Here is a 23,810-nt window from a genome sequence, read left to right on the forward strand (position 1 = left end):
CCGGCGTGCTACCTTGCCGGGCCGCAATCGGTATAGCGTCAGCGCCAGGGCGCTACCCGGCGCCCTGCGGCGCGGCGGTGCATCTCCCCTGCCGGGCAGTCCCCCTGCAGCGTTGTCAGCTCAGCTCCACCGTCTGCAGATAGTCAGGCACCAGCACGCGCCAGTGCTTGCGCTCCTCGATATGGTGGCGTAGCGTATCGGCGGCGACCGGCTCGCCGTGGGTGATGAACACGGTCTTGGGCGGCGTGGTGAAATGGTCAAGCCAGTCGAGGATTTCGGCGTAGTCGGCGTGCGCCGACAGATTCGAGATCAATGCGACCTCGGCGCGCACCGCCACGTATTCGCCGTGGATCTTCACGCTCTCGGCCCCGGCCAGCATGCTGGCGCCGCGCGTGCCGGCAGCCTGGAAGCCGCAGAACAGGATGGTGTTGCGCGCATCCGGGGCGAAATTCTTGATGTGATGCACCACCCGCCCGCCGGTCGCCATGCCGCTGCCGGCGAGGATGATCATCGGGCCGTGCTGTTGCATCAGCAGCTTGGATTCTTCGCTGCTGCTGACCACGCGCACGCCCTGACACATGGCCTCGCAGGCGGCCCGGTCGAGGCGATGTTCGCCGTGGTGCTGGCTGAACACCCGCGTCGCCTCCACCGCCATCGGGCTGTCGAGATACACCGGCAGGCTGGGGATGCGGCCCGCCGCGCGCAGCCGCTGCAGCGAGTACATGATGCTCTGCGCCCGCCCCACGGCGAACACCGGGATCACCAGCACGCCGTTGCGCGCCGCCGTGCGCGCGACCACCCTGGCGAGCTCGGCCTCGGGGTCGGTGTTTTCGTGGCGGCGGTCGCCGTAGGTCGATTCGAGCACCAGGTAGTCGGCCTCGGCCACATGGCGCGGCGCCAGCATGACCGGGTCGTGCGGGCGGCCCAGATCGCCCGAGAACAGCACACGCTTGCCGCCATGCTCGATGCACACGAGCGAGGCGCCGAGGATGTGGCCGGCCGGCAGGAAACGGAGCGTCACGCCGTCGCCGAGGTCGATGTCCTGATCGTAGCCATGCGGCACCAGAAGGCTCAGTGCGTGCTCCGCATCCTTTGCGGTGTAAAGCGGCAAGGCTGGCGAATGCTTGGAGAAGCCATGGCGGTTCGCATACTCGGCTTCCGACTCCTGCAGATGCGCCGCGTCGCGCAGCAGGATGTCGCACAGGTCGCGCGTGGCGTGGCTGCAGTGGACGGCACCACGGAACCCTTCGCGCGCCAGCAGCGGCAGGTAGCCGCTGTGGTCGATGTGGGCGTGAGTCAGCACCACGGCATCGATCTGTTTCGGGTCGATCGGCAGCGGCGCCCAGTTGCGCAGGCGCAGGTACTTGAGCCCCTGAAACAGGCCGCAATCGACCAGGATGCGCTTGCTGCCGGTATCGACGAGGTATTTGGAGCCGGTGACGGTGCCGGTGGCACCGAGAAAAGTCAGATGCATGGTGTTCCTAGTTGGGTGGGGCGGCATGCCGCCGGTAGATCAGGTGATAGACGAGCGCAACCAGCACGCTGCCGCCCAGCAGGTTGCCGGCGATCACCGGCACGAGGTTGGCGACGAGCCCGCTTAAGCTCAGGGCATCGAGATGGGCGAGATCGGCGGGCATGTCGGGTTTGAGCAACAGCCCGAGTGGAATCAGGTACATATTGGCGATGCTGTGCTCGAAACCGGCCGCGACGAAGGCCGAGACCGGCAGCACGATGGCCGCCAGCTTGTCGACCACGCTGCGCCCCGCCATCGCCATCCACACCGCCATGCACACCAGGATGTTGCACAGCACGCCCTTCCAGAACAGCGTCGCGGCCGGTGCCGCGCATTTGGCCGCGGCCAGCAGCACCACCTGCGTCGCCACCTTGCCGCCATTCATCGCCGGGTGGCCGGACAGCCACACGATGACGGCCAGGCCCGCGGCACCGATGAAATTGGCGCAGCACACGATCACCCAGTTGCGCAGCAGCTCGGCCGTCGAAATGCGCCGGTCGGCCCAGGCCATCGCCAGCAGATTGTTGCCGGTGAACAGTTCGGCGCCGGCCACCACCACGAGCAGGAGCCCAAGCGAGAACACCACGCCGCCGAGCACACGGCTCGCGGCGAAACCGAGGCTCGCGTCGCTCGTCACCAGCACGAAGTAGAGCGAGCCCAGGCCGATGAAGGCACCGGCCAGCATGCCGAGCAGCACAGTCTGCAGCAGCGGCAGGCGCGCCTTGGCGACGCCGACATTCTCGACCCGCTCGGCGATCTCGGCCGGCGCGAAGGCATCGAAGCCATATACGGCCATGCCGCTACCCTGCCCGCTCGACACGCACCGCCGTCACCTTGTATTCGGGCGTGTTGACGAGCCGGTCGCGCACGCTGGAGGTCAGCCGGTTGACGAACAGCTCGGGACGGTGGAAGGTGCAATACAGCTCGCCCGGCTTGACCTTGTCCGTCACGCACAACGGCAGCTCGATGCTGCCGTGGCGGCTCGTCACGCGCACCGTCATGCCGTCGGCGAGATCGAGCTCGCCGGCATTCTGCGGCGACATGTCGAGCGTGTCGGATGGCCTGAGCTCGCGGTCCGCCGTGCGGTAGCTCATGGTACCGGCGTTGAAGTGGTAGAGCGTGCGGCCGGTGGTCAGCAGCAGGGGGTAGCCGGCATCGCAGCGCTCGCTGGTCGGCACGAAGGGGATGCTGGCCAGCACCGCCCGCTCGCCGCTGGCGAAGCGACCCTGGTGCAGCACCGGCGTGCCCGGATGCGCCTCGTGCGGGCATGGCCAGTGCAGGCTTTCGTGCTCGATGCGCGCATAGCTCAGGCCGGCACCGGCCGGCCACACCGCACGCACCTCGTCCCAGATCGCCTCGGGGCCGGCAAACGCGAAGCCCTGGGCGTGGCCCATGTGGCGTGCAAGCTGCTGGATGATCCACCAGTCCGGCCGTGCCAGACCAGGCGCCGGGATGGCCTCGCGCACGCGCTGCACGCGCCGGTCGGAATTCATGAAGGTGCCGTCGCGTTCGAATACGCTGGCAGCGGGCAGGAACACCGTACCGAAAGCGCGCGCCGTCTCGTTCAGGAACAGGTCCTGCACGATCACCAGTTCGAGCGCCTGCATCGCCTGCGCGGTGCGCTTGGCATCGGCCAGCGTCAGGTAGACGTCGTAGCCGAAGGCCCACAGCGCCTTGAATCGCCCTGCCAGCGCCGCATCCATCATCGCCAGCAGGTCGAGCCCCTTGCCCTGCGGAATGGCCTCGCCCCATGCCGCCTCGAAGCGGCCACGCGCCTCGGCGAGGCTCTGCGCGCCGGTCAGCGAGGCCGGCTCGCAGCCCATCTGCGCCGAGCCCTGCACATTGTTCTGCCCGCGCAAGGGGTTGATGCCGCAGCCGGGCTTGCCCAGGTTGCCGGTCAGCAGCGCCAGGTTGACCAGCGTCATCACGCCTTCGGTGCCTTGCAGGTGCTCGGTCATGCCGAGCCCGTGGAAGCACATGGCCGGGCCGTTGCCGGCATACAACCGCGCCGCGGCGCGGATGTCGCGTGCGGGCACGCCGCAGCTGTCGGCCACGCGTTCGGGCGCATAGGCGCGCACAAAGACGGCATAGTCTTCGAAATCATCCACCCGTTCGGCGACGAATACGGCATCCTGCAGCCCGGCCTCGATGATGGCCGCCGCCATGGCGTTGAACAGCTCGACATTGTGGCCGGGCCGCACCGCCAGGTGCAGGTCGGCATAGTCGGCAAGCTCGGTGCGGCGCGGATCGACCACGATCAGCTGCGCGCCGCGCCGCACCGCCTGCTTGATGCGCGCACCGACCACCGGGTGATTCTCGGTCGGGTTGCAACCGCAGATCAGGAAGGTGCGGGCCTGCTCGATGTCGTCGAAGGCGTTGGTCGCCGCGCCGGTGCCGAGCATGGTCTTGAGCGCCTTGGCCGATGGCTGGTGGCAGACCCGTGCGCAGCAGTCGACATTGTTGGTGCCGAGCACAAGCCGCGCGAATTTCTGCGCGAGATAGTTCTCTTCGTTAGTTGCGCGTGCCGAGCCGAGCACGCCGATGGCGTCGGCGCCGTGCCGCTCGCGTATTGCCTTGAGCCGGCCGGCCGTGAAAGCCAGCGCCTCGTCCCAGCCCACCTCGCACCAGTGTTCGCCGTCGCGGATCATCGGTGTCGTCACGCGGTCAGTTGCGTGTGCAAACTCGAAGGCATAACGGCCCTTTACGCACAGGTGGCCCCGGTTGACCGGGCTCGCCGCCGGGCGCACCTGCACCACGCGTCCCTGGTGGCTGCCGACCTCAATCTGGCAGCCGACGCCGCAATAGACACAGGTGCTGCGCGTCCAGGCAGTCGGCGTGACTGTCGTGCGCTTGTCGAACAGCGCGCCGGTCGGGCAGCTGTCGACACAGGCGCCGCACGCTACGCAGCCGCCTGCCGCCAGGCTCGTGCCGCGCGCCGGCGCAACATGGGTGTGTTCGCCGCGCTGCCAGGCAGCCCAGACGGACTGGCCCTGCACCTCCTCGCAGATGCGCACGCAACGGTCGCAATGGATGCAGCGGTCGAGCGCCACGCCGAGGTAGGGATGGCTGTCATCGCGAAAGAGCGGCTCCCTCGCCTCGCCTCCAGCGTCGATGCCATGCGCGGCCAGCAGGCGGTGAAAGGGATGATCCGGCTCGGTCTGCTGCGCCTCGCGCGGGTAGTGCGTGGCCAGCAGCGACAGCTGGGTGCGGCGCAGCGCCGCCAGCGCCGGTGTGTCGGTGCGCACCACCATGCCGTCCCTGACCGTCTCGCAGCAGCTCGCCACCGGCCGGGGCGCGCCATCGACCTCGACCAGGCACAGGCGGCATCCGCCGGATGGCTTCAGCCTGTCGTCGTGGCACAGGTGCGGCACCTCGCACCCCGCCGCCTGCATGGCGTGCAGCAGCAGTGTGCCTTGCGCGTAGTCCCCTGCTTCGCCGTCGATGACTACGCGAAGCATGATGCGAGTTCCTCGCCGTAGTGGCGCTCGATGGCGCGGGCAAACTCGGCCAACCCGCGGCCGTGCCCGCACAGGCTGGCCGACTCGAGTGCGGCAATCAGCGCCTGCCAGCGCGGCTCGGGGATGCGCTCGCCCTGCAGCAGCGCTTCCAAGCGGCGCGCGAGCTCGGGCGCGCCCAGATGGCAGGGCGTGCACTTGCCGCAGGATTCGCGCGCGCCGAAGCGGAACACCTCGGCCAGCAGTTCGGCAATACTGGTGTCCTCGGCAAACGCGATCACCCCGCCGTGCCCGACCGCGCAGCCGATCGCGTGCAGCGCCTCGTAATCGAGCGGCGTATCGAGCAAGGCTGGCGGCACCAGCCCGGCCAGCGGCCCGCCCACCATCACGCCCTTCAGCACACCGCGGCGCAGGCCACCGCCGAGCCCGTCGACGACCTCGCGCAGGCTGATGCCGAACTCCACCTCGTACAGCCCCGGCCGGTGGAACAGCGAATTGAGCGACAGCAGTTTGGTGCCGCGGCTCTTGCCGACGCCCATCTCACGATAGGCCTCGGCGCCATGGCTGACGATCCACGGCACGGCGCACAGCGTCTCGACGTTGTTGACCAGCGTGGGCCGGTCGAACAGGCCGCGCTCCGTGATCTGCGGCGGTCGCGGCCGCACCTCGGGGCGCCGCCCCTCGATGGCGTTGAGCATCGAGGTCTCCTCGCCGCACACATAACTGCCCTGGCCGACCACCAGCTCGATGTCGAAGCCACGGCCGCAGCCGAGCACGCTGGCGCCGAGCCAGCCTGCCTCGTGCGCCTGCGCCAGGGCGGCGTGCAGGATGCCCTGGGCGTCGAGGTATTCCTTGCGCAGGTAGATGTAGCCCAGCTGCGCGCCGACCGCGAGGCCGGCGATGATCATCGCCTCGATCAGGCGGAAAGGGTCGTCCTCGATCAGCAGTCGGTCGCTGAAGCTGCCCGGGTCGCCCTCGTCGGCATTGGCGACGACATATTTGCGCCCGGCGGGCTCACGCGCCACCGCCAGCCATTTCTTCGCCGTCGGGTAGCCCGCCCCGCCCCGCCCGCGCAGGCCCGAGGCCGCGATCAGGTCGAGCAGCACGGCGGGCGGCGTCACCACGGCCTGCTGCAGCGCGTGGCCGCCGCCGGCCTGCTGGTAGGCGGCGACATCGCGCAGCGGGCCGCTGATGACGTTGCCGAGCAGCACCGCATGCCGCGCGCGGGCCTCGATGTGCACCGGTGCGTCGTCGCCCTGCGCGGCCGGGCCGCGGTAGCACTGCCCGAGGCAATACAGCGGCGGCGTCATGCCGTGCGCGTGCTGCCAGCGCTGGGGCGCGTCATGCCGCGCGGCGAAGCAGGCCAGCCCGCAACAGGCGCGGCCGCTCAGCGACACATGCGAGAGATGATAGAAACTGCCGTGTGGCGATTGCACAGTATGAGCATCCACGTTGGCCTCCGTAACCGGAACTGGATGGTGCTTGCCTGGCCCGGCGTCCGGCGCGTGGCCAGCCGCCGGCACGCGTCAGGGCGCGGTGCCTTCGACCGCCGCGTCGCGGCAGGCCTCGTCGGTACGGAACCACGCCTCGCCCAGCTCGGCGTCACCGGCACGGCGATACAGCACGCCGCCGATACAGGCCTGGGTGCCGATCTCGGCTTGCGCGGACAGCCCCAGGTGGCCGGCATCGTCCCGGCTCAGGCGCACGGCCGTGTAGACGTCGTCACGCCGGGTGTAGGTGAAATTGACCAGCTTGATCTTGCTCATCGCATACTCCTTGTCTTGTTCTTGTCGATGAGCCACCTGCGGCGCGGCTCACCGGTCTGCTATCACCATAGCAGGCCGGTGGCGCAAGGTGATGATCTGGATCAAGCCCGGCGATCCGCGTGAACATCGAGCACCGCGGCGCCGGTGATGTGGCCGACGCGCAGGCGGTCAAGCACATCGTTGACCTGCGCCAGCGGCAGGCCGACGCGCCGCCCCACCCGAAAACCGGCCGCGCCGGCACCGACAGCGGCCACCGTGCCGACGACCTTGTGCTCCGGCACGATACCGGGCCTGACATCCGGCAGCTCGCGGCCCACCATGAACAGATCGGTGCGGCATGCCCCGCAGGCATGCACGCGGATCAGCAACGGCCCGGGGCCGGCGTCAGACAGACGCAAGGCTCGCATGGCGTTTCCCTCATGACGGTGTTTCGACCATGGCGCGGCTGCGAGGCTGGGTGCTCAACGCCTGGCCGACAGCCCCACCCAGGCCTGCACCGAGGGCCGCCCCCACTGGCGCTCGACATAGCGGCGCAGCTTGGCCGGCACCTCGTCGCCGTTGGCCACCAGCCGGTTCAGCATCAGGCCGAGGTCGGTATCGGCGATGCACCAGTCGCCGAACAGGTGGTTGCCGTCGGTATCGATCAGGCCGTCGGCGACAGCGAACAGCTTGGCCGCCGCCGCTTGGGCATCCGCCGACAGCAGCATGTCGCTGCGCTGCTGGAAGATCACCGTCGTCGGCCGCTCGACGCGGATGGCCATCAGGTCGCTGCGCAGCCAGGCCTGGATCTGCCGTGCGCGCGCCCGCTCATTGATGTCCGCAGGATAGACCGCCGGATATTGCGGCGACGGGTAGGCCTCTTCGAGGTATTCGCTGATCGCCGACGACTCGGACAGCGCAAAGCCGCCCACTTCGAGCATCGGCACGCGCGCCGTCAGCGAGCGGCCGCGGAACGCGTCGCCGCGCTGCTCGCCGGCATCGAGATCGACGGTGCGCAGGTCGAAGGCGATACCCTTCTCCTGCAAGGTCACGAACACCGACATCGCGTAGGGGCTGGTGAACTGCGAATCAACATACAGCACGGGCTTGTGGCTCATTTCACACTCTCCTGGTCATTTTCGTTAGTGGATTCGGTCGTTTCCTCGAGCTGCTGCAGCAGGTACAGCCGCCGGTAGATGCCCTGCTCGATCGCCATCAACGCCTCGTGGCGGCCCTGCTCGGCGATATTGCCGTGGCTCAGCACCACGATGCGGTCGGCGTCGCGGATGGTCGACAGCCGGTGCGCAATGGCGATCAGCGTGACGCGGCCGCGCAGGGCATCGAGCGCGCGCTGCACGATCTGCTCGGTCTCGCTGTCGATGTGCGCGGTCGCCTCGTCGAGCAGCAGGATGCGGGGATTCCCGGCCAGCGCGCGGGCAATGGCCAGCAGCTGCTTCTGCCCGGTCGAGAGCCGCGTGCCGCCCTCGCCGAGGAAGGTGTCGTAACCGTTTTCGAGCGACACGATCAGCTCGTGCACATGCGCGGCCTGCGCCGCCGCCTCGATCTGCGCCTGGCTCAGCCCGCGCCCCATGTCGATGTTCTCGCGCGCGCTCGCCGCGAGCAGGAACGGCTCCTGCGGCACGAGGCCGACGCCGGCGCGGAACGCCGCGTCACCGATGCGGCCCAGGGCGATGCCGTCGATGTCGATCTCGCCGGCCTGCGGCACGTAGAAGCGCAGCAATAGGGCCAGCAGCGTCGACTTGCCGCTGCCGGTATGGCCGACAATGCCGAAGAAGCTGCCGGCGGGGATCGCCAGATCGAGGCCGTGCAGCACCGGCCGCGCCGGGTCGTAACCGAAACAGAGGCCGCGCATGTGCACCGCGCCGTGCGTGATGGTGGCGCTGCCGCTCGCCGGCTCCGCCTCGCCCTCGCTCAGCAGCGTGTTGACGCGGGCCGCCGCCACCACCGACTGCTGCAGCTGGCTGAACTGCATGGTGATCTGGATCAGCGGCTCGACCACGCGCGCGATATAGCCGACGAAGGCATACAGCACGCCGATCTCCAGCCCGCTGAACTGGCGCAGCCCGAAGCTGTAGATCACCACCGCGAGCAGGATGATGTTGAGCAGGTCGAGCGCCGGACGCAGCAGCCAGGCATTGGCGCGCAGCTCGGACATGCGGGCGTGGTAGTGGCCCTCGTTGATGGTCGCGAAGCGACCGGCGAAACGGCGTTCGGCATTGGCCGCCTGCAGCACGCTCATGCCGGCGATCGACTCCGACATCTGCGCGTTGATGTCCGAGCGCAACTGCCGCGCGCGCGTCACGGCCGGCGCGCTGAGGCGCTGGTAGCCCCACACGATGAGCAGCACCGCCGGCACCAGCAGCGACACGATCAGCATCAGCCGCCAGTCGAGCCAGGCCATCGCCAGCAGAGCGCCGGCCAGCACGATGCAGCTGTCGAGCATGACGAACAGCACCTGCACGTAAAGCGTCTTCACCGCCTCGGTGTCGTTGGTGACGCGGCTCACCAGCTGGCCGGTGATGGCCTTGTCGAAGAAGGCCATGGGCAGCCGCAGCACATGCTCGAACACCGTCTCGCGCAGCCGCCGCACCGAGCGCATCGCCACGCCGGCCAGGCGGATCAGCTGCAGGTAGCGCATGCCGGTCGCCACGAGCCCGGCCAGCAGGCTGCCGGCCAGCAGCAGCGCGATCCATGGCAGGTCGAGATGGCGTGGAATCAGGTAATCGTCGATGAACTGCTTGCCCAGGATGGGCGCCAGCGCCTCGAGCCCCGCGGCCAGCACGAGCCAGCCGAGGCCAGCCCACAGGTGGCGCTGCTCCGGGCTGGCGGCACGGCGCAACAGGGCCACGGCGCGCGCGCGCTCGGACGGCTGCCGCTGGCCGGCCGGGCGAATGTCAGCATTAGCTTGCATCGAGGCTCGCCTCCAGTTGTTGATAGCGCCATTGGCTCGCATACCAGCCGTCGCGCGCCAGCAGCGCATCGTGGTCGCCAGCCTCGGCGATATGGCCGCGCTTGAGCACGACGATATGGTCGGCATCGGCGACCGCGCTCAGGCGGTGGCTGACGATGATCACCGTGCGATTGCGGCGTGTCTCGCGCAGATGGCTCAGGATGCGCGTCTCGGTTTCGGTGTCGACCGCCGACAGCGCGTCGTCGAGCAGCAGCAAGGGGCTGTCAGACAGCAAGGCGCGTGCGATCGCCACGCGCTGGCGCTGGCCGCCCGACAGCGTCACGCCGCGCTCGCCTACCGGCGTGTCGTAGCCGCCAGGGAACCGCAGGATGTCGTCGTGGATCGCCGCCAGCCGGGCCACCCGCTCGATCTCGGCACGGCTCGCCTCGGGTTTGCCGAGCGCGATGTTGTCGGCGATCGAGGCCGAGAACAGGAAAGGTTCCTGCGGCACCCAGCCGATCGCGCGGCGCAGTGTTTCAAGGCGATACGCATCGAGCAGCTGGCCGCCCCAGCTCAGGCTGCCCGCGCTTGGCTCATGCTGGCGCAAGAGCAGCCGGATCAATGTCGACTTGCCGGCCCCGGTCGGCCCGACCAGCCCCAGCGTGCGCCCCGGTGCGAGCGACAGCGACACATTGTCGAGCGCGGCCTGCGGTTGGCCCTCGTAATGAAAGCACAGCCGCTCGGCGGCCAGCACACCGGCAGCGAGGCTCGCCTGCTGACCATGGTCGACGATGCTGAGCGGCGCATCGAGCACTGGCGCCAGGCGCGCCCAGGCGGCCCGGCCGCGCTCGATCAGCGACAGCACCCAGCCGGCGGCGAACATCGGCCAGATCAGCTGGCCCAAGTACATGCTGAAGCTGGTCATGGCGCCGAGGGTGAGCTCCCGCTGCCACACCAGATAGCCGCCCAGCGCCAGCGTGAGCACGGCGGCCACGCCCAGCGCGATGCCCACGGCCGGCTCGTAGGCGGCCTCCCAGCGCTGTGCGCTGAGGCTCGCCCCGGCGGCCTGTTCGGCCAGCTCGGCAAATTGCTGCGCGCTGCGCCGTTCGAGCCCGAGTGCGCGCACCGTGCGCACGCCCGAGAGCGTCTCGTGCACGAAGTCGTTGAGGTCGCCGAAGCGGTCCAGCGCGTCGCGCGAAGCGTGGTGCACATGCGTCGAGATACGCCAGAAGGCGAGCGCCATGAACGGGAACGGCAGCAAGGCCACCAGCGTCAGACGCCAATCGACGCCGAGCGTCATGGTGGCAATCACCAGCAGGAAGGTCGAGGTGCCGTCGAAACCGGCCAGGAATGCCTCCCCCGCGGCCATCTCGACCGCGTCGATGTCATTGGTGGCACCGGCCATCAGGTCGCCCGTGCGCTGCCGGTAGAAGAAGCTCGGCCCCTGCAGCGTCAACCGCTCGTAGAGCCGCTCGCGCAGCTGCACGCCGAGCCGGTAGGAGGCGGCGAACAGCGTCTGCCGCCAGCCCACGCGCAGGCCGTAGATCGCCAGCCCCATCAGCACCAGCCAGCCGAGCTCGGGCAGCAGCGCCGCGCCCTTGAGCTGGCCCGCGATCATGCCGTCGACGATCGAGCCGACACGGCGCGGGATCAGCACGGTCAGCACCGCGATGCCGAGCAGCATCAGCGCGGAGAAGAAATAGGCGCGCCAGTGCTGGCGCACGAAGCTGAAGATCAGCCTGGAGAAAGTCATTGATGGTTCCGAGAGCCAAGTGTTGGTAAGACTGGCGAATACAGCCCCAGGGCACGGTCTGCCCCGGTCGTTGCCGGCCCAGGCCATGTGGCGGCCGGCCCGGCGGTGATGCAGGAAAAGGATGTCGATTCTACAGGCGGCCCGGCGCACGCTTCAATCGCATGCGCCGGCCCACATGCTGGCCGCGGCCAGGCGGGGCCGGTCTGGCTCCCACGCCAGGCCGGCCGGCGCACTCAAGCCATGGTCTTGCCGATCTGCAGCGCCCTCACCTCAGGCAGCTTGGCCCACTGGCTGACCAGCAGCATCGCCGGGCGTTCGCCCTCGACTTCGACCGAGACATCGAGCAGCCCGCGCTCGCCCTGCCGCGCACTGAACTCGCGCAGGCTGAACCCACGATGGCGCGCCACGCGCAATACCCGCTCGACCGAGCCGGCGCGGTCCAGCAACAGCAACTTCAAACGGCTTCGCATTGTGCTTCTCCTTCCAACATGAACAGATTCGATTTGCCCGGCGGCACCAGCGGCCAGACATTGGCGTTACGGTCGACCCTGACGTGCAGCAGCATCGGCCCCGGCGTGGTCAAGAGCTCGGCAATCGCGCCGCGCTGCTCGTCGGCAAACTGCACCGAGCGCGCGGGGATGCCGAAGGCCTCGGCCACACGGCAGAAATCAGGGTTGTCCGACAGATCGGTCTCGCTGTAGCGCTCGTCGAAGAACAGCGCCTGCCACTGCCTGACCATGCCGAGCACCTGGTTGTCGAGCAGCACGATCTTCACCGGCAGCCGGTAGCGGCCGATGGTGGCCAGCTCCTGCACATTCATCATGAACGAGCCGTCACCCGCGACATTGATCACGAGGCGATCCGGGTAGGCGAGCTGTGCGCCGATCGCCGCCGGCAGGCCGAAACCCATGGTGCCGAGGCCGCCGCTGGTCAGGTGCTGGCGCGGGTGGTGGAAACCGTAGTGCTGGGCCACCCACATCTGGTGCTGGCCCACGTCACAACACACGATCGCATCGCGCGGCGCACGCTGCGACAACTCCCGCAGCAGTGCCGGCGCAAACAGGGCCGGGCCCGGCGCCTCGTAATCGAACGCGTGCACCGCCTTGTTGGCCTGGCAGCGCAGGCGCCAGCTATCGATGCGCAGGTGCATCGCCAGCTGCGGCAGCACCACACGCAGGTCGTCGGTCAGGCCGACGTCGGCGGCGCGCAGCTTGCCGATCTCCGCCGCGTCGGTATCGAGGTGGATCACCTTCGCAGCGGGCGCGAATTCCGCGAGCTTGCCGGTCGCGCGGTCATCGAAGCGCGCGCCCACCGCGATCAGCAGGTCACAGGCCTGCACCGCCATATTGGCGGCCCTGGTGCCGTGCATGCCAAGCATGCCCAGTTGCAGCGGATGGTCGTGCGGCAGCGTGCCGAGCCCCTTGAGCGTGGAGACGACCGGCATCTTGGTCTCGGCGACGAACTCGCGCAGCACCTCGACTGCGTCCGCCAGCACCACCCCGCCACCGACATAGAGCAGCGGCCGCTCGGCTGCCTGCAGCAAGGCCCGCGCCCGGCTCAGCGCGCGCGAGTTGGGCGCGCACACCGACATCGCGCGGCGCGGCTCGTAACGGGCCGGCGCCGGCGCCAGCTGGATGTCCTTGGGCACATCGACCAGCACCGGCCCGGGCCGGCCGCTGCGCGCCAGCTGAAACGCCTCGGCCAGCACCTCCGCCAACTCATCGGCCGACTCGACGAGGTAGGAATGTTTGACCACCGGCATGGTGAGACCGAGCACATCGACCTCCTGGAACGCATCGGTGCCGATCAGCTCGCGCGCCACCTGGCCGGTGATCACCACCAGCGGCACCGAGTCGAGATAAGCATCGGCCAGCGCGGTGACCACATTGGTCGCCCCCGGCCCCGAGGTGGCGATGCACACACCGACCCGCCCCGAGGCCCGCGCAAAGCCGCAGGCCGCCAGCGCCGCACCCTGCTCGTGGCGGCACAGCACATGGCGGATGCCGCTGCCGTACAGCGCATCGTAGAACGGCATGATCGCGCCGCCCGGATAGCCGAAGATCAAATCCGCACCCTCCTGCCGGAGCGCGTCCACCATCAAGTCTGCACCACGCATCTGTCGATCCCTTGTTGTCATCGTTGTTCGGGCCCATAAAGCACAAAGCCCCCGGACCTTTCGGCTCGGGGGCTTTGTCGCATTCTGGCTCGGTTGTCTCTTACCGCTCTAACCTACGCTCCACGCATGCAGCAACGCACCCCGTGATCGTTTAATCACTGGGGCGGTGGTAATCATGGCCATGGCTGCGAAGCGTTGCATCTGTGTCTGCTGTGTATTCGTTAAAGCCCGCGAAGGGCGGGCGAGGCAACAATGTAACCTGCGGGCTCGGGATTGGGCAAGCGCTTTGCTCGATGCGCACCGTGCGCCACGAGTGGCGTCTGTGCACCACGCCAAGCCCATACTGTAGCCTGGATGCAGCCGAAGGCGGAATCCGGGCCCACCCCGATGGCGCCAGTCGTGATCTGCCGCAAAGGCGTCTCCCCGGCTTTTGCTACGCACCAGCCGCTGCGACAACTGCCACCGGCCTATGCCGGCTCACTTCAAGGTGTCGAGCCAGGCATTGCGCGCCGTGCGCGCGATGTCGAACATCTGCTGCAGTCCTTCTGCGTCGCGGTGCTCCAGCATCGCCTGCACGCGCTGGAGCTGGGCCTGGTATTCGGCCAGCTCGGTGATCAGCGCGTCGCGGTTGGCGAGGCTGATGTCGCGCCACATCTCGGGGTGGCTTGAGGCGATGCGTGTGAAATCGCGGAACCCGGAGGCCGCGAAGTGAAAGCATTGCTTCGAGTTGGGCTTGTGCGCGATCTCGTCGACCAGCGCGAAGGCGAGCAGGTGCGGCAGATGGCTCACTGCGGCGAACACGGCATCGTGCGCTGCCGGGCTCATGGTGTTGATGCGGGCGCCACAGGCGAGCCACAGGTCGTTGAGGGTTTCGATTGCGAACGGGTCGGTCTCGGGCAGCGGCGTCAACACCACGTTCTTGCCCTCGTACAGGCCAAACCGCGCCGCCTGCGCACCGCTCTGCTCGGCGCCGGCGATCGGGTGGGCCGGCACGAAACGCGGCAGGTGGCGGCCGAGATGTTCACGCGCCATGGCCACCACGTCCTGCTTGGTGCTGCCGACATCGGAAATCAACGCGGTATCGGACAGGTGCGGTGCAATCGCCTGCATCTGTGCCGGCATCTGTCCCACCGGGCAAGCGAGGATCACCAGATCCGCGCCGTCTACCGCCTGGGCCGCATCGGTGCAGGCCTCGTCGATGATGCCCAAGCCCAGCGCGCGCTCCAGGTTGGCCATGCCACGGCCGACGCCGACCACGCGGCCGACCAGGCCCTCGCGCCGAAGCGACAGCGCAAAGCTGCCGCCGATCAGGCCGACGCCGATCACTACCAGTTTGTTGATCTTGTTCATTGCTTCAGCCCTCGATCGGGGCTTCCATTCCACCTTGTTTGACGATTGTCCCGCTGCCGTCGCGCACGGTGACGGCAACCGGGAAGCCGTGGCGCACGCTCTCGGTCACCACGCAGAAATCCTCGAACTGTTCGAGCACGCGATCGAGGTGCTGCAGCTGATCGGCCGCCGCCCCCATCTGCAGCTCGACCTCGACGTGGCCAATGCGCAGCCGGTTGTGCTCGTTGCGCACGAGCTCGCCGGTGATGCTGGCACGGATCGGCTCGGACTGGTTCTTGAACTTGCGCAACGAGAACAGCAGGCTGGCCGCCAGGCAGTTGCCGACGGCCAGCACCAGCATGCGGGAAGGGCTGGGCCCCGTGTCGTGCCCGAGCGGGGCGGGCTCGTCGACCAGCAGTTCGGGCACATCGGGGCTGTCCCAGCTGACCAGGAACTGGAAGCCCTGCTGCTGTTCGAGGCGCAGGGTGAAACGGTTGTCTTGATCTGCCATCTGCTTGTCAGCCATTGAGTTGACGGCCGATTGCCTGCGCGATCAGCGCCAGCGTGCCGTTGAGGTCCTTGAGTTCCTGCGGTGTGAGCGCCTGATCGGCGTCGCACCAGGCTTCGCACGGGTTCGGGTGCATCTCGATCAGCAGGCCATCGGCCCCGGCTGCCACGGCAGCGCGCGACAGCGCCGGCACCATCCAGGCCTTGCCGCCGGCATGCGAGGGGTCGACGATCACCGGCAGATGCGTCTCTTTCTTCAGCACCGGGATCGCGGTGACATCGAGCACGTTGCGGTAGGCCGTCTCGAAGGTGCGGATGCCGCGCTCGCAGAAGATGATGTTGTGGTTGCCGCCCGCCGCGATGTATTCGGCCGACATCAGCCACTCGGAAATCGTCGCCGACATGCCGCGCTTGAGGATCACCGGCTTGTTGACCTTGCCGACTTCCTTCAGCAGGTCGAAGTTCTGCATATTGCGCGTGCCGATCTGGATCACGTCGACATCCCACTCCATGAAGGTATCGAGCATGCGCACGTCCATCAGCTCGGTGACGATCGGCAGCTTGTGGCGCTTGGCCGCATCGCGGAAATACTGCAGGCCGGTGACGCCGAGGCCCTGGAAGGTATAGGGGCTGGTGCGCGGCTTGAAGGCACCGCCGCGCATCAGCTTGCAGCCGGCCGCGGCGACATGGTCGGCGGCCAGGTTCATCTGTTCCTGCGTTTCGACCGAACACGGCCCGCCGATCACCTGCACCGCGTTGCCGCCGAGCTTGACGCCGGCGATGTCGATCACCGTGTCTTCCTTGTGCCACTCGCGCGCGACGATCTTGTACTGCTTGACGATATGCATGGCCTGCTCGACGCCGGGCAGCAGCTCGAAGGTCTCCGGCTCGAGTCTGCGCTCGTCGCCGATGGCGCCGATGATGGTGCGCTCGACGCCGCGCGAGACATGCTCGCTCAGGCCGGCTTCACGGATGCGGTGAATGACCGCGTCGATTTGGGCGTCGCTTGCGCCCCGGTTCATCACGATTAGCATGGATCTTCTCCTGCGCGATTGTGTCGCGCGTTACTTGGCGATAGCCAACCATTGTTTCACAGACGAATAGCCTGCGCAGTTGATAAAAGCAATGGGCCCGATCGGGCCCTTGCATGTCGTCGCGGCAACCGCCTCAGTCGCCCATGGCTTCAGCCAGCGCCTCGATGAAACGCGCATTCTCGGCTTCGGTGCCGATGCTCACGCGCAGGCTGTCGGTCATGCCGTAACTGGCCAGCGGCCGCACGATCACGCCGCGCTCGAGCAGGAACTCATTGAGCGCGCGGGCATCGCCGCAATGGAAGGTGACGAAATTGGCGTAGCTTTGAATATACGGCAGGCTCAGGCGCCCGAGGGCCTCGAACAGCTGCCGCTGCCCGGCGAAGTTGTTCTGCACCGTTGCCCGCAGATGCTCGATGTCGTCGAGCGCCGCGATGGCCGCCGCCTGCGCCAGCGCATTGACGTTGAACGGCTGGCGCACGCGATTCATCAGCTCGGCGAGCTCCGGCGCGCACAACGCATAGCCCATGCGCAGGCCGGCCATGCCGTGCGCCTTGGAGAAGGTCCGCGTGACGACCAGGTTGGGAAAGCGGCTTAGCAGCGCCAGGCTGTCCACGCGCTTCTCGGCCGGCAGGAATTCGATATAGGCCTCGTCGAGCACCACCAGCACATTGCCCGGACAATCCTCCATGAACTCGACGATGTCGCCCGCGCGCGCCAGCGTGCCGGTCGGGTTGTTGGGGTTGGCAATGAACACGATCTTGGTCGCGGGCTCGATCGCCTTCAGCATCGCCGGCAGGTCGTTGCCGTATTCCTGCGCCCTCACCTCGATGCCGCGCGCGCCGGCAAGCCGCGTGATCAGCGGGTAGAGCGCGAAGCAATACTGCGAATACACCACCGAGTCGGCCGGCGTCAGCACCGTGCGCCCGAGCACCGACAATACATCGTTGGAACCGTTGCCGAGCACGATCTGCGCGGTTGTCACGCGGTGCACGGCAGCCAGTTTGGCCTTGAGCTCGAAGGCGTGATCGTCGGCGTAGCGCGCCAGTCCGCCCACCTGGGCCAGCACGGCGGCACGCGCCCTGGCGCCCATGCCGAGCGGGTTCTCGTTGGAGGCGAGCTTGACGATGGCGGCGGGGTCGAGCCCGCGCTCGCGCGCCAGTTCGGCAATCGGTTTGCCGCCGACATAGGGGTCGATGGCGCGGATGTAGTCGGGAGCGAGATCGGTCAGGGACATGGGGTGCAGTCAAATGGATGGGCAGTTCGAAACGCCCGGATCAGGGAACGACAGGCAGGCTCCACTTGGGGCCGGGTACGGCCTGATGCGTCTGCATGCGGTCGAGCAGCAGGCTGGCATCGGTCTCGTGGAGCAGCAGTTCGCGGTTGTCGGCACGCACGAAATCCTCGGTAATCGCGTGTTCGACCATCTGCAGCAGCGGCGCAAAATAGCCGCCGGCGTCGAGCAGCCCGACCGGCTTAGCGTGCACGCCGAGCTGCGCCCAGGTGAGTATCTCGAACAGCTCGTCGAAGGTGCCGAAGCCGCCGGGCAGCGCCACGAAGCCATCGGCCAGCTCGGCCATGCGCGCCTTGCGTGCGTGCATCGAATCGACCACGTGCAGCTCGGTGCAGGCGGTGAGCGTGACCTCCTTGCGGTCGAGAAACCCCGGGATCACGCCGATGACCTTGCCGCCGGCATCGAGGCAGGCATTGGCCACCTCGCCCATCAGGCCGACATTGCCGCCGCCATACACCAGCGTCAGCCCGCGCAGGGCCAGGAGGCGCCCGAGCGTACGGGCGGTGTCGCGGTAGACCGGCGATTTGCCGAAGCGGGAGCCGCAAAATACGCAGATCGTTTTCATCGGGTCTCGAAAAACAGTTCAGGGGTCGGCAGCACACCACACCAAAATGACAGGCGGTGGTGCCTGCCGGCTGATTTTATAGCGCACCTCGAAAAGCCGTTGCGAGCGCAAGTCAGGAAAGGCTCACAACGAAGGCGGGGCCGACCTGACGGACAGGCCATGCCCAAACGAGAAACCGACGCCGGGTTGCGCCCGCGCAGCCGGTTTTTCGCGGTGCGCGCTAGATCACGGCCACCGGGTACGAGCCCAGCACGCGCAGGATCACGGCCCGCTCGGCCAGTTGCGCCAGGGCCGTACTGACCGCGGCATCGGCATGATGGCCTTCGATGTCGACGAAGAACACGTACTCCCACAACCCATCGCGCGATGGCCGCGACTCGAACTTGGTCATGCTCACCCCGTTCGCGGCGAGCGGCGCCAGCAGCTCGACCATGGCACCGGGGCGGTTCTTGGCGCTCATCACCAGGGTGGTCTTGTCGTGGCCGGACTGCGTCGCATCGGCCTGGCCAAAGGAGAGGAAGCGTGTCGTGTTGTTGGGTTCGTCCTCGATGTTCGAGGCCAGCTTGAACAGCTCGTAGCGCTCCGCCGCCGCCTCGCCGCCAATGGCCGCCGCCTCGGGGTCGAGCGAGGCAAGCCGGGCCGCCTCGGCATTGCTGGCCACGGCCACGCGCTCGGCATGCGGCAGGTTCTTGTTCAGCCACTCGTGGCACTGGGCCAGCGACTGGGCGTGCGAATACACGACCTTCACGCCGTCGAGCGACTCGGACTTGCGCATCAGGTGCTGATGGATGCGCAGCACCACTTCGCCGCACACCTTGAGCGGCGATTTGACCATCAGGTCGAGGGTGCGGCCGATCGCGCCCTCGGTGGAGTTCTCGACCGGCACCACGGCGTAGTCCGCCTGCCCCGCTTCGGTCGCGCGGAACACCTCATCGATCGAATCACATGGCAGCAGGTTCGCCGCGTGGCCGAAATGCTTGACCGCGGCCGATTCGCTGAAAGTGCCACGCGGGCCGAGGAAGGCGATGGTCAGCGGCTTCTCGAGGCTCAGGCAGGCCGACATGATCTCGCGGAACAGGCGCGCCACCGATTCGCCCGGCAGCGGCCCCTGGTTGAGCAGCTTGATCCGCCGCAACACCTGCGCCTCGCGCTCGGGCCGATACACCACGCCGCTGCCTTTGAGCACGCCAATGGCGTGGGCATGGTGGGCGCGCTGGTTGAGAAGGTCGAGAATTTGCGCATCGAGGGCGTCGATGGCATCACGATGCTGGCGGATAAGCTCGTCGGACATGTCGCGCTGCAATAAAATGATGAAAATCAGCCGCAGCATAGCATAGACGTGCGTACGGCCGGAACGCCGCCGGCCCCGACAGCACCATTGTCCACATGCGCGGCAGGCCCGGCAGCGGTCGCTGCAACAGGCTTGTCATCACTTGCTGGTAAACCCTGCTTTCGATTACCGCCGGTTTGCCTCACAATGCGCGGTTGCCGAAAATACAGATGACAAGGAGTGCCCATGGATGACCTGAGCAAGTTCCTGGAAGGCTTCGGCCGTTTCAAGCAAAAATACTTCTCCGACGACAAGGCCCTGTTCCAGCGCCTCAACCTCGAAGGCCAGAAACCCAGCTCGCTGGTGATCGCCTGCTGCGATTCGCGCGTCGACCCGGCCATCATCACCGACTGCGCACCCGGCGACATGTTCGTCATTCGCAACGTCGCCAACCTGGTGCCGCCGCGCGAAGTCGGCCCGACCAACCAGGGGGTCTCGGCCGCGCTCGAATTCGGCGTGTCGGTACTCAACGTCGAGCGCATCATCGTGCTCGGCCACGCCTGCTGCGGCGGCATCAGCGCCTTGATGAAGGACGACATGGGCACCGCCTCCGCCGGCTACCTCGCCCGCTGGATGGGCATTGCCGAACCGGCGCGCCAGCGCGTGTGGGAGCAGTACGCCGGCAAGCCGCTCGACGAGCAGATCCGCGCCTGCGAGCTGGCGTCCATCCTCGTCTCGCTCAACAATCTGCTGACCTTCCCGTGGATACGCGAGCGCGTCGAGGCCGGCACGCTCAATCTGCATGGCTGGTATTTCGACATCGAGCACGGCGAGCTGCTTGGCTACGACGGCAGGTCGGGCGAATTCAAGTCGCTGGGCCAGAACTGAGGCAAGCGGCCCCGGCCGCCAGCAAAACCCGACGGCTCCGCAATCTGCGGGGCCGTTTCATTTTCCGGCACCGGCCCAGCTTTTTTGCTGCACCGCACCGCGCAACCCCGCGATTCTGGTACAATTTCCGGTTTTAGTTCACCCGCTGGGGCCTGCGCGTCACGCCCCTTCGCATCAAGGATTACCGGCAATGGAAGCTGAACGCCTCAACCAGATCGCCAACACCATGCAAGACCTCGCTGCCCGCAACGACGAGCTGCGGAGGTATCTTTGACTACGATCAGAAGCAGGATCGTCTCGAAGAAGTCACCCGCCTGACCGAAGACCCCGAGGTCTGGAACGACCCGAAGAAAGCCCAGGAGCTCGGCAAGGAGCGCAAGCTGCTCGAGGGCGTGGTGCTCAACATCGACAGCATCGCCAGCGGCATCTCCGATAGCCGTGAGCTGTTCGAGATGGGCCGGGCCGAAGAGGACTGGGACACGGTCGCCGCCGTCGAGGCCGACGTCGCCGAGATCGAGAAGCGTGTGGCCGACCTCGAATTCCGCCGCATGTTCAATGACCCGATGGACCCGAACAACTGCTTCATCGACATCAAGGCCGGCGCGGGCGGCACCGAGGCGCAGGACTGGGCCGGCATGCTCGAACGCATGTACCTCAAGTACTGCGAGCGCAAGGATTTCAAGGTCGAGGTGCTCGAAGAATCCGAAGGTGAAGTGGCCGGTATTTCCAGCGCCACGCTGAAGATTTCCGGCGAATACGCCTATGGCCTGCTGCGCACCGAAGTCGGCGTGCACCGTCTGGTGCGCGTGTCGCCGTTCGATTCGAACGCGCGCCGCCACACCTCATTCTCGAGTGTGTTCGTCTACCCCGAAATCGACGACAGCTTCGAGATCGAGATCAACCCGGCCGACCTGCGCACCGATACCTTCCGCGCATCCGGCGCCGGCGGCCAGCACATCAACAAGACCGACTCGGCCGTGCGCATCACCCACATGCCGACCGGCATCGTCGTGCAGTGCCAGAACGACCGCTCGCAGCACCGCAACCGCGACGAGGCGATGAGCATGCTGCGCGCGCGCCTGTACGAGCTCGAACTGCGCAAGCGCAACGAGGCCAAGCAGGCGCTCGAGGACAGCAAGTCGGATATCGGCTGGGGCCACCAGATCCGCTCCTACGTATTCGACCAGTCGCGCGTCAAGGACCTGCGCACCAACGTCGAAGTGGGCAACGTCAAGGGCGTGATGGATGGCGACCTCGACATCTTCATCCAGGCGAGCCTGAAGCAAGGCGTGTAAATCGGCCGATATCAAGGAGGGAAGCATGCAACGCACCATCGCATCGATCTTGCTGGCAGCCGGCATGGCTGCCCTCCCCGTGTCGGCGATGGCCGCCACCAAGACGTCCGCCACGCAGTCCGGGCAGAACATCGGCGGCGGCTTCCAGGGCGACTATCTGTTCAACCTGGTGGCCAAGCCCGGCTACCGCGAGGCCTGGGCCGCACTGGCCGCGCGCACCGATCTGCCGAGCTGGGTGAGCACCGCCACCGGGCCGAGCAGCCCGAGCAGGCTGGTGTTTCAGGACAAGCGGCAATACGAGCTGGCATCGAGCTGCAAGCAGCACGACTGCGCCAACAACCGCCTGCTCGTGCTGTTCGACAAGGCGCGCAAGCAGGCCTGGGGCGTCTGGATCAGCATTCCCGACAATGTCGGCGCCAGCGATCCGATGAGCCGTCATGCCAACGCAAGATATATCTGGCTCGGTGAACCAAGTGGCGCAATCAAGTCGCTGCTGCTCGCCGAACTGCAAAGCGATCCGAACTGGTAAGTTTTCATGCCCGACTTGATTGGGCGGCAATAAGGTAAATCCACATGAACGAGAACATCGAAGCAGGCACCGCACACCAGGATGACAACCAGCTGATGGCCGAACGCCGCGCCAAGCTGGCAGAGATCCGCAAGGAAGGCATCGCCTTCCCCAACGACTTCAAGCGCGAACACCTGTCCGCCGATCTGCACGCCAAGTATGGCGAAGCCGAGAAGGAAACGCTCGAAGCCGACAAGATCGAAGTCTCGGTTGCGGGCCGCATGATGCTCAAACGCGTGATGGGCAAGGCCAGTTTCGCCACGCTGCAGGACGGCAAGGGCCGTATCCAGCTCTACATCTCGAACGACAGCGTGGGCGCCGATGCGCACGCCGCGTTCAAGCACTGGGACCTGGGCGACATCGTTGCCGCCCGCGGCACGCTGATGAAGACCAAGACCGGAGAGCTGACCGTGCAGGCCACCGAAATCCGCCTGCTGGCCAAGGCGCTGCGCCCGCTGCCCGAGAAGTTCCACGGCATGACCGATCAGGAGCAGAAATACCGCCAGCGCTACCTCGACCTGATCTCCAACGAGCAGAGCCGCGACACCTTCATCAATCGCTCGAAGATCATGCAGCGCGTGCGCGAAGTCATGGTGAACGAGGGCTACCTCGAAGTCGAAACGCCGATGATGCACCCGATCCCCGGCGGCGCGGCGGCCAAACCTTTCGTCACCCACCACAACGCGCTCGACATGCAGCTGTACCTGCGCATCGCCCCCGAGCTGTACCTCAAGCGCCTGGTGGTGGGCGGCATGGAGCGGGTGTTCGAGATCAACCGCAACTTCCGCAACGAGGGGATGAGCACGCGCCACAACCCCGAGTTCACCATGATGGAGTTCTACGAGGCCTACGCCGACTACAAGCGCATGATGGAGCTGACTGAGACCGTCATCCGCGAATGCGCGCGCGCCGTGCACGGCCATGCCGTGGTCGAGGTGCAGGGCAAGCCGGTGGACCTGTCCAAGCCGTTCGAGCGCCTCACCGTGACCCAGGCCATCGTCAAGTACAACCCGCAATACAGCGAGGAACAGCTCAACGACCGCGCCTGGCTCAAGCAGGAAATCGAACGCCTGGGCGGCAAGCTCGTCGCGACCGACGGCGTAGCCGGCCTGCAGTTCTCGCTGTTCGAGGAAACCACCGAAGAAAAGCTGTGGGACCCGACCTACATCATCGACTACCCGATCGAAATCTCGCCCCTGGCGCGTGAATCGGACGACCGCAAGGGCATCACCGAGCGCTTCGAACTGTTCATTCTCGGCCGCGAGCTGGCCAACGGATTCTCCGAGCTGAACGACCCGGAAGACCAGGCCGAGCGCTTCCTCGACCAGGTACGCCAGAAGGACGCCGGCGACGACGAGGCCATGCACTACGACGCCGACTACATCCGCGCGCTCGAACACGGCATGCCGCCGGCCGGCGGCTGCGGCATCGGCATCGACCGCCTGGTGATGCTGCTGACCGACGCGCCGTCGATTCGCGACGTGATTTTATTTCCGCAAATGCGCCCGGAATAAGTCTCGGCACGAGGCAAATCAACGGACGGCACGCCCGTCCGTTTTTCTTTTGCGAG

The 23,810-nt window shown here is 67.1% G+C and carries 21 protein-coding genes; 4 read left to right on the forward strand and 17 right to left on the reverse strand.

Annotation, left to right across the window (positions count from 1 at the left end):
- Positions 1-115: 115 nt before the first annotated feature.
- The 17 genes from ABWL39_RS18495 to pheA form a co-directional block, all read right to left on the reverse strand.
- Positions 116-1,474: an MBL fold metallo-hydrolase gene (locus ABWL39_RS18495; protein ID WP_367794859.1), complete on the reverse strand. Its 1,359-nt coding sequence runs from the start codon at positions 1,472-1,474 to the stop codon at positions 116-118.
- Between the two features lie 7 nt (positions 1,475-1,481).
- The gene (locus ABWL39_RS18500) at positions 1,482-2,309 is read right to left on the reverse strand and encodes a formate/nitrite transporter family protein (RefSeq protein WP_367794862.1); all 828 of its coding nucleotides are present in this window, start codon (positions 2,307-2,309) and stop codon (positions 1,482-1,484) included.
- A gap of 4 nt (positions 2,310-2,313) precedes the next feature.
- A complete protein-coding gene (gene fdhF, locus ABWL39_RS18505; RefSeq protein WP_367794865.1) occupies positions 2,314-4,971 on the reverse strand; it encodes a formate dehydrogenase subunit alpha in 2,658 nt (885 codons plus the stop codon).
- Positions 4,959-6,419, reverse strand: coding sequence for an NADH-ubiquinone oxidoreductase-F iron-sulfur binding region domain-containing protein (locus tag ABWL39_RS18510; RefSeq protein ID WP_367794868.1), 1,461 nt, complete (start codon positions 6,417-6,419; stop codon positions 4,959-4,961). Before ABWL39_RS18510 ends, fdhF begins: the two co-directional genes overlap by 13 nt.
- A 75-nt stretch (positions 6,420-6,494) precedes the next feature.
- Positions 6,495-6,734 carry a hypothetical protein gene (locus ABWL39_RS18515; RefSeq protein WP_367794871.1) on the reverse strand — a complete coding sequence of 80 codons (240 nt, stop codon included), beginning with the start codon at positions 6,732-6,734 and terminating at the stop codon, positions 6,495-6,497.
- A gap of 101 nt (positions 6,735-6,835) precedes the next feature.
- Entirely contained in the window at positions 6,836-7,141 is a 306-nt protein-coding gene (locus ABWL39_RS18520; RefSeq protein ID WP_367794874.1) for an alcohol dehydrogenase catalytic domain-containing protein, read from the reverse strand.
- Positions 7,142-7,195: 54 nt separating this feature from the next.
- A complete protein-coding gene (gene yfcF / locus ABWL39_RS18525) occupies positions 7,196-7,831 on the reverse strand; it encodes a glutathione transferase (protein WP_367794877.1) in 636 nt (211 codons plus the stop codon).
- Positions 7,828-9,645, reverse strand: a complete 1,818-nt coding sequence (locus tag ABWL39_RS18530; protein ID WP_367794880.1) for an ABC transporter ATP-binding protein — start codon at positions 9,643-9,645, stop codon at positions 7,828-7,830. Before ABWL39_RS18530 ends, yfcF begins: the two co-directional genes overlap by 4 nt.
- A complete protein-coding gene (locus ABWL39_RS18535) occupies positions 9,635-11,377 on the reverse strand; it encodes an ABC transporter transmembrane domain-containing protein (protein ID WP_367794883.1) in 1,743 nt (580 codons plus the stop codon). The genes ABWL39_RS18530 and ABWL39_RS18535 overlap by 11 nt, the downstream gene beginning before the upstream one ends.
- 233 nt (positions 11,378-11,610) lie before the next feature.
- Positions 11,611-11,847 (reverse strand): ACT domain-containing protein, encoded by a 237-nt coding sequence (locus tag ABWL39_RS18540; protein ID WP_367794886.1) that lies wholly within the window; start codon positions 11,845-11,847, stop codon positions 11,611-11,613.
- The gene (gene ilvG, locus ABWL39_RS18545; protein WP_367794889.1) at positions 11,832-13,493 is read right to left on the reverse strand and encodes an acetolactate synthase 2 catalytic subunit; all 1,662 of its coding nucleotides are present in this window, start codon (positions 13,491-13,493) and stop codon (positions 11,832-11,834) included. The genes ABWL39_RS18540 and ilvG overlap by 16 nt, the downstream gene beginning before the upstream one ends.
- 477 nt (positions 13,494-13,970) lie before the next feature.
- The gene (locus ABWL39_RS18550; protein ID WP_367794892.1) at positions 13,971-14,843 is read right to left on the reverse strand and encodes a prephenate dehydrogenase; all 873 of its coding nucleotides are present in this window, start codon (positions 14,841-14,843) and stop codon (positions 13,971-13,973) included.
- A 4-nt stretch (positions 14,844-14,847) separates the two neighbouring features.
- The gene (locus ABWL39_RS18555) at positions 14,848-15,333 is read right to left on the reverse strand and encodes an OsmC family protein (protein ID WP_367794895.1); all 486 of its coding nucleotides are present in this window, start codon (positions 15,331-15,333) and stop codon (positions 14,848-14,850) included.
- Between the two features lie 7 nt (positions 15,334-15,340).
- The gene (gene aroF, locus ABWL39_RS18560) at positions 15,341-16,363 is read right to left on the reverse strand and encodes a 3-deoxy-7-phosphoheptulonate synthase (RefSeq protein WP_367794897.1); all 1,023 of its coding nucleotides are present in this window, start codon (positions 16,361-16,363) and stop codon (positions 15,341-15,343) included.
- Between the two features lie 133 nt (positions 16,364-16,496).
- A complete protein-coding gene (gene hisC, locus ABWL39_RS18565; protein WP_367794899.1) occupies positions 16,497-17,597 on the reverse strand; it encodes a histidinol-phosphate transaminase in 1,101 nt (366 codons plus the stop codon).
- A 40-nt stretch (positions 17,598-17,637) separates the two neighbouring features.
- Positions 17,638-18,219 (reverse strand): TIGR00730 family Rossman fold protein, encoded by a 582-nt coding sequence (locus ABWL39_RS18570; RefSeq protein ID WP_367794901.1) that lies wholly within the window; start codon positions 18,217-18,219, stop codon positions 17,638-17,640.
- Between the two features lie 220 nt (positions 18,220-18,439).
- Positions 18,440-19,510 carry a prephenate dehydratase gene (gene pheA / locus ABWL39_RS18575; RefSeq protein ID WP_367794903.1) on the reverse strand — a complete coding sequence of 357 codons (1,071 nt, stop codon included), beginning with the start codon at positions 19,508-19,510 and terminating at the stop codon, positions 18,440-18,442.
- Between the two features lie 225 nt (positions 19,511-19,735).
- Here pheA and ABWL39_RS18580 point away from each other — a divergent pair, with 225 nt between their 5' ends.
- From ABWL39_RS18580 to lysS, 4 genes are all read left to right on the forward strand, one after another.
- A complete protein-coding gene (locus tag ABWL39_RS18580) occupies positions 19,736-20,377 on the forward strand; it encodes a carbonic anhydrase (RefSeq protein WP_367794905.1) in 642 nt (213 codons plus the stop codon).
- A 190-nt stretch (positions 20,378-20,567) separates the two neighbouring features.
- Positions 20,568-21,672 (forward strand): peptide chain release factor 2 gene (gene prfB / locus ABWL39_RS18585; protein ID WP_367794907.1). Its coding sequence is split into 2 segments (ribosomal slippage): positions 20,568-20,648 and positions 20,650-21,672, totalling 1,104 coding nucleotides; the frame shifts between segments, so codons are not numbered across the junction.
- 25 nt (positions 21,673-21,697) lie between these two features.
- Complete coding sequence (locus ABWL39_RS18590; RefSeq protein ID WP_367794909.1) at positions 21,698-22,201, forward strand: inhibitor of vertebrate lysozyme family protein; 504 nt, start codon at positions 21,698-21,700, stop codon at positions 22,199-22,201.
- Between the two features lie 44 nt (positions 22,202-22,245).
- Positions 22,246-23,754, forward strand: coding sequence for a lysine--tRNA ligase (lysS, locus tag ABWL39_RS18595; RefSeq protein WP_367794912.1), 1,509 nt, complete (start codon positions 22,246-22,248; stop codon positions 23,752-23,754).
- Positions 23,755-23,810 lie beyond the last annotated feature (56 nt).

It is taken from the genome of Chitinivorax sp. PXF-14, assembly GCF_040812015.1.
Taxonomy (GTDB): Bacteria; Pseudomonadota; Gammaproteobacteria; order Burkholderiales; family SCOH01; genus JBFNXJ01.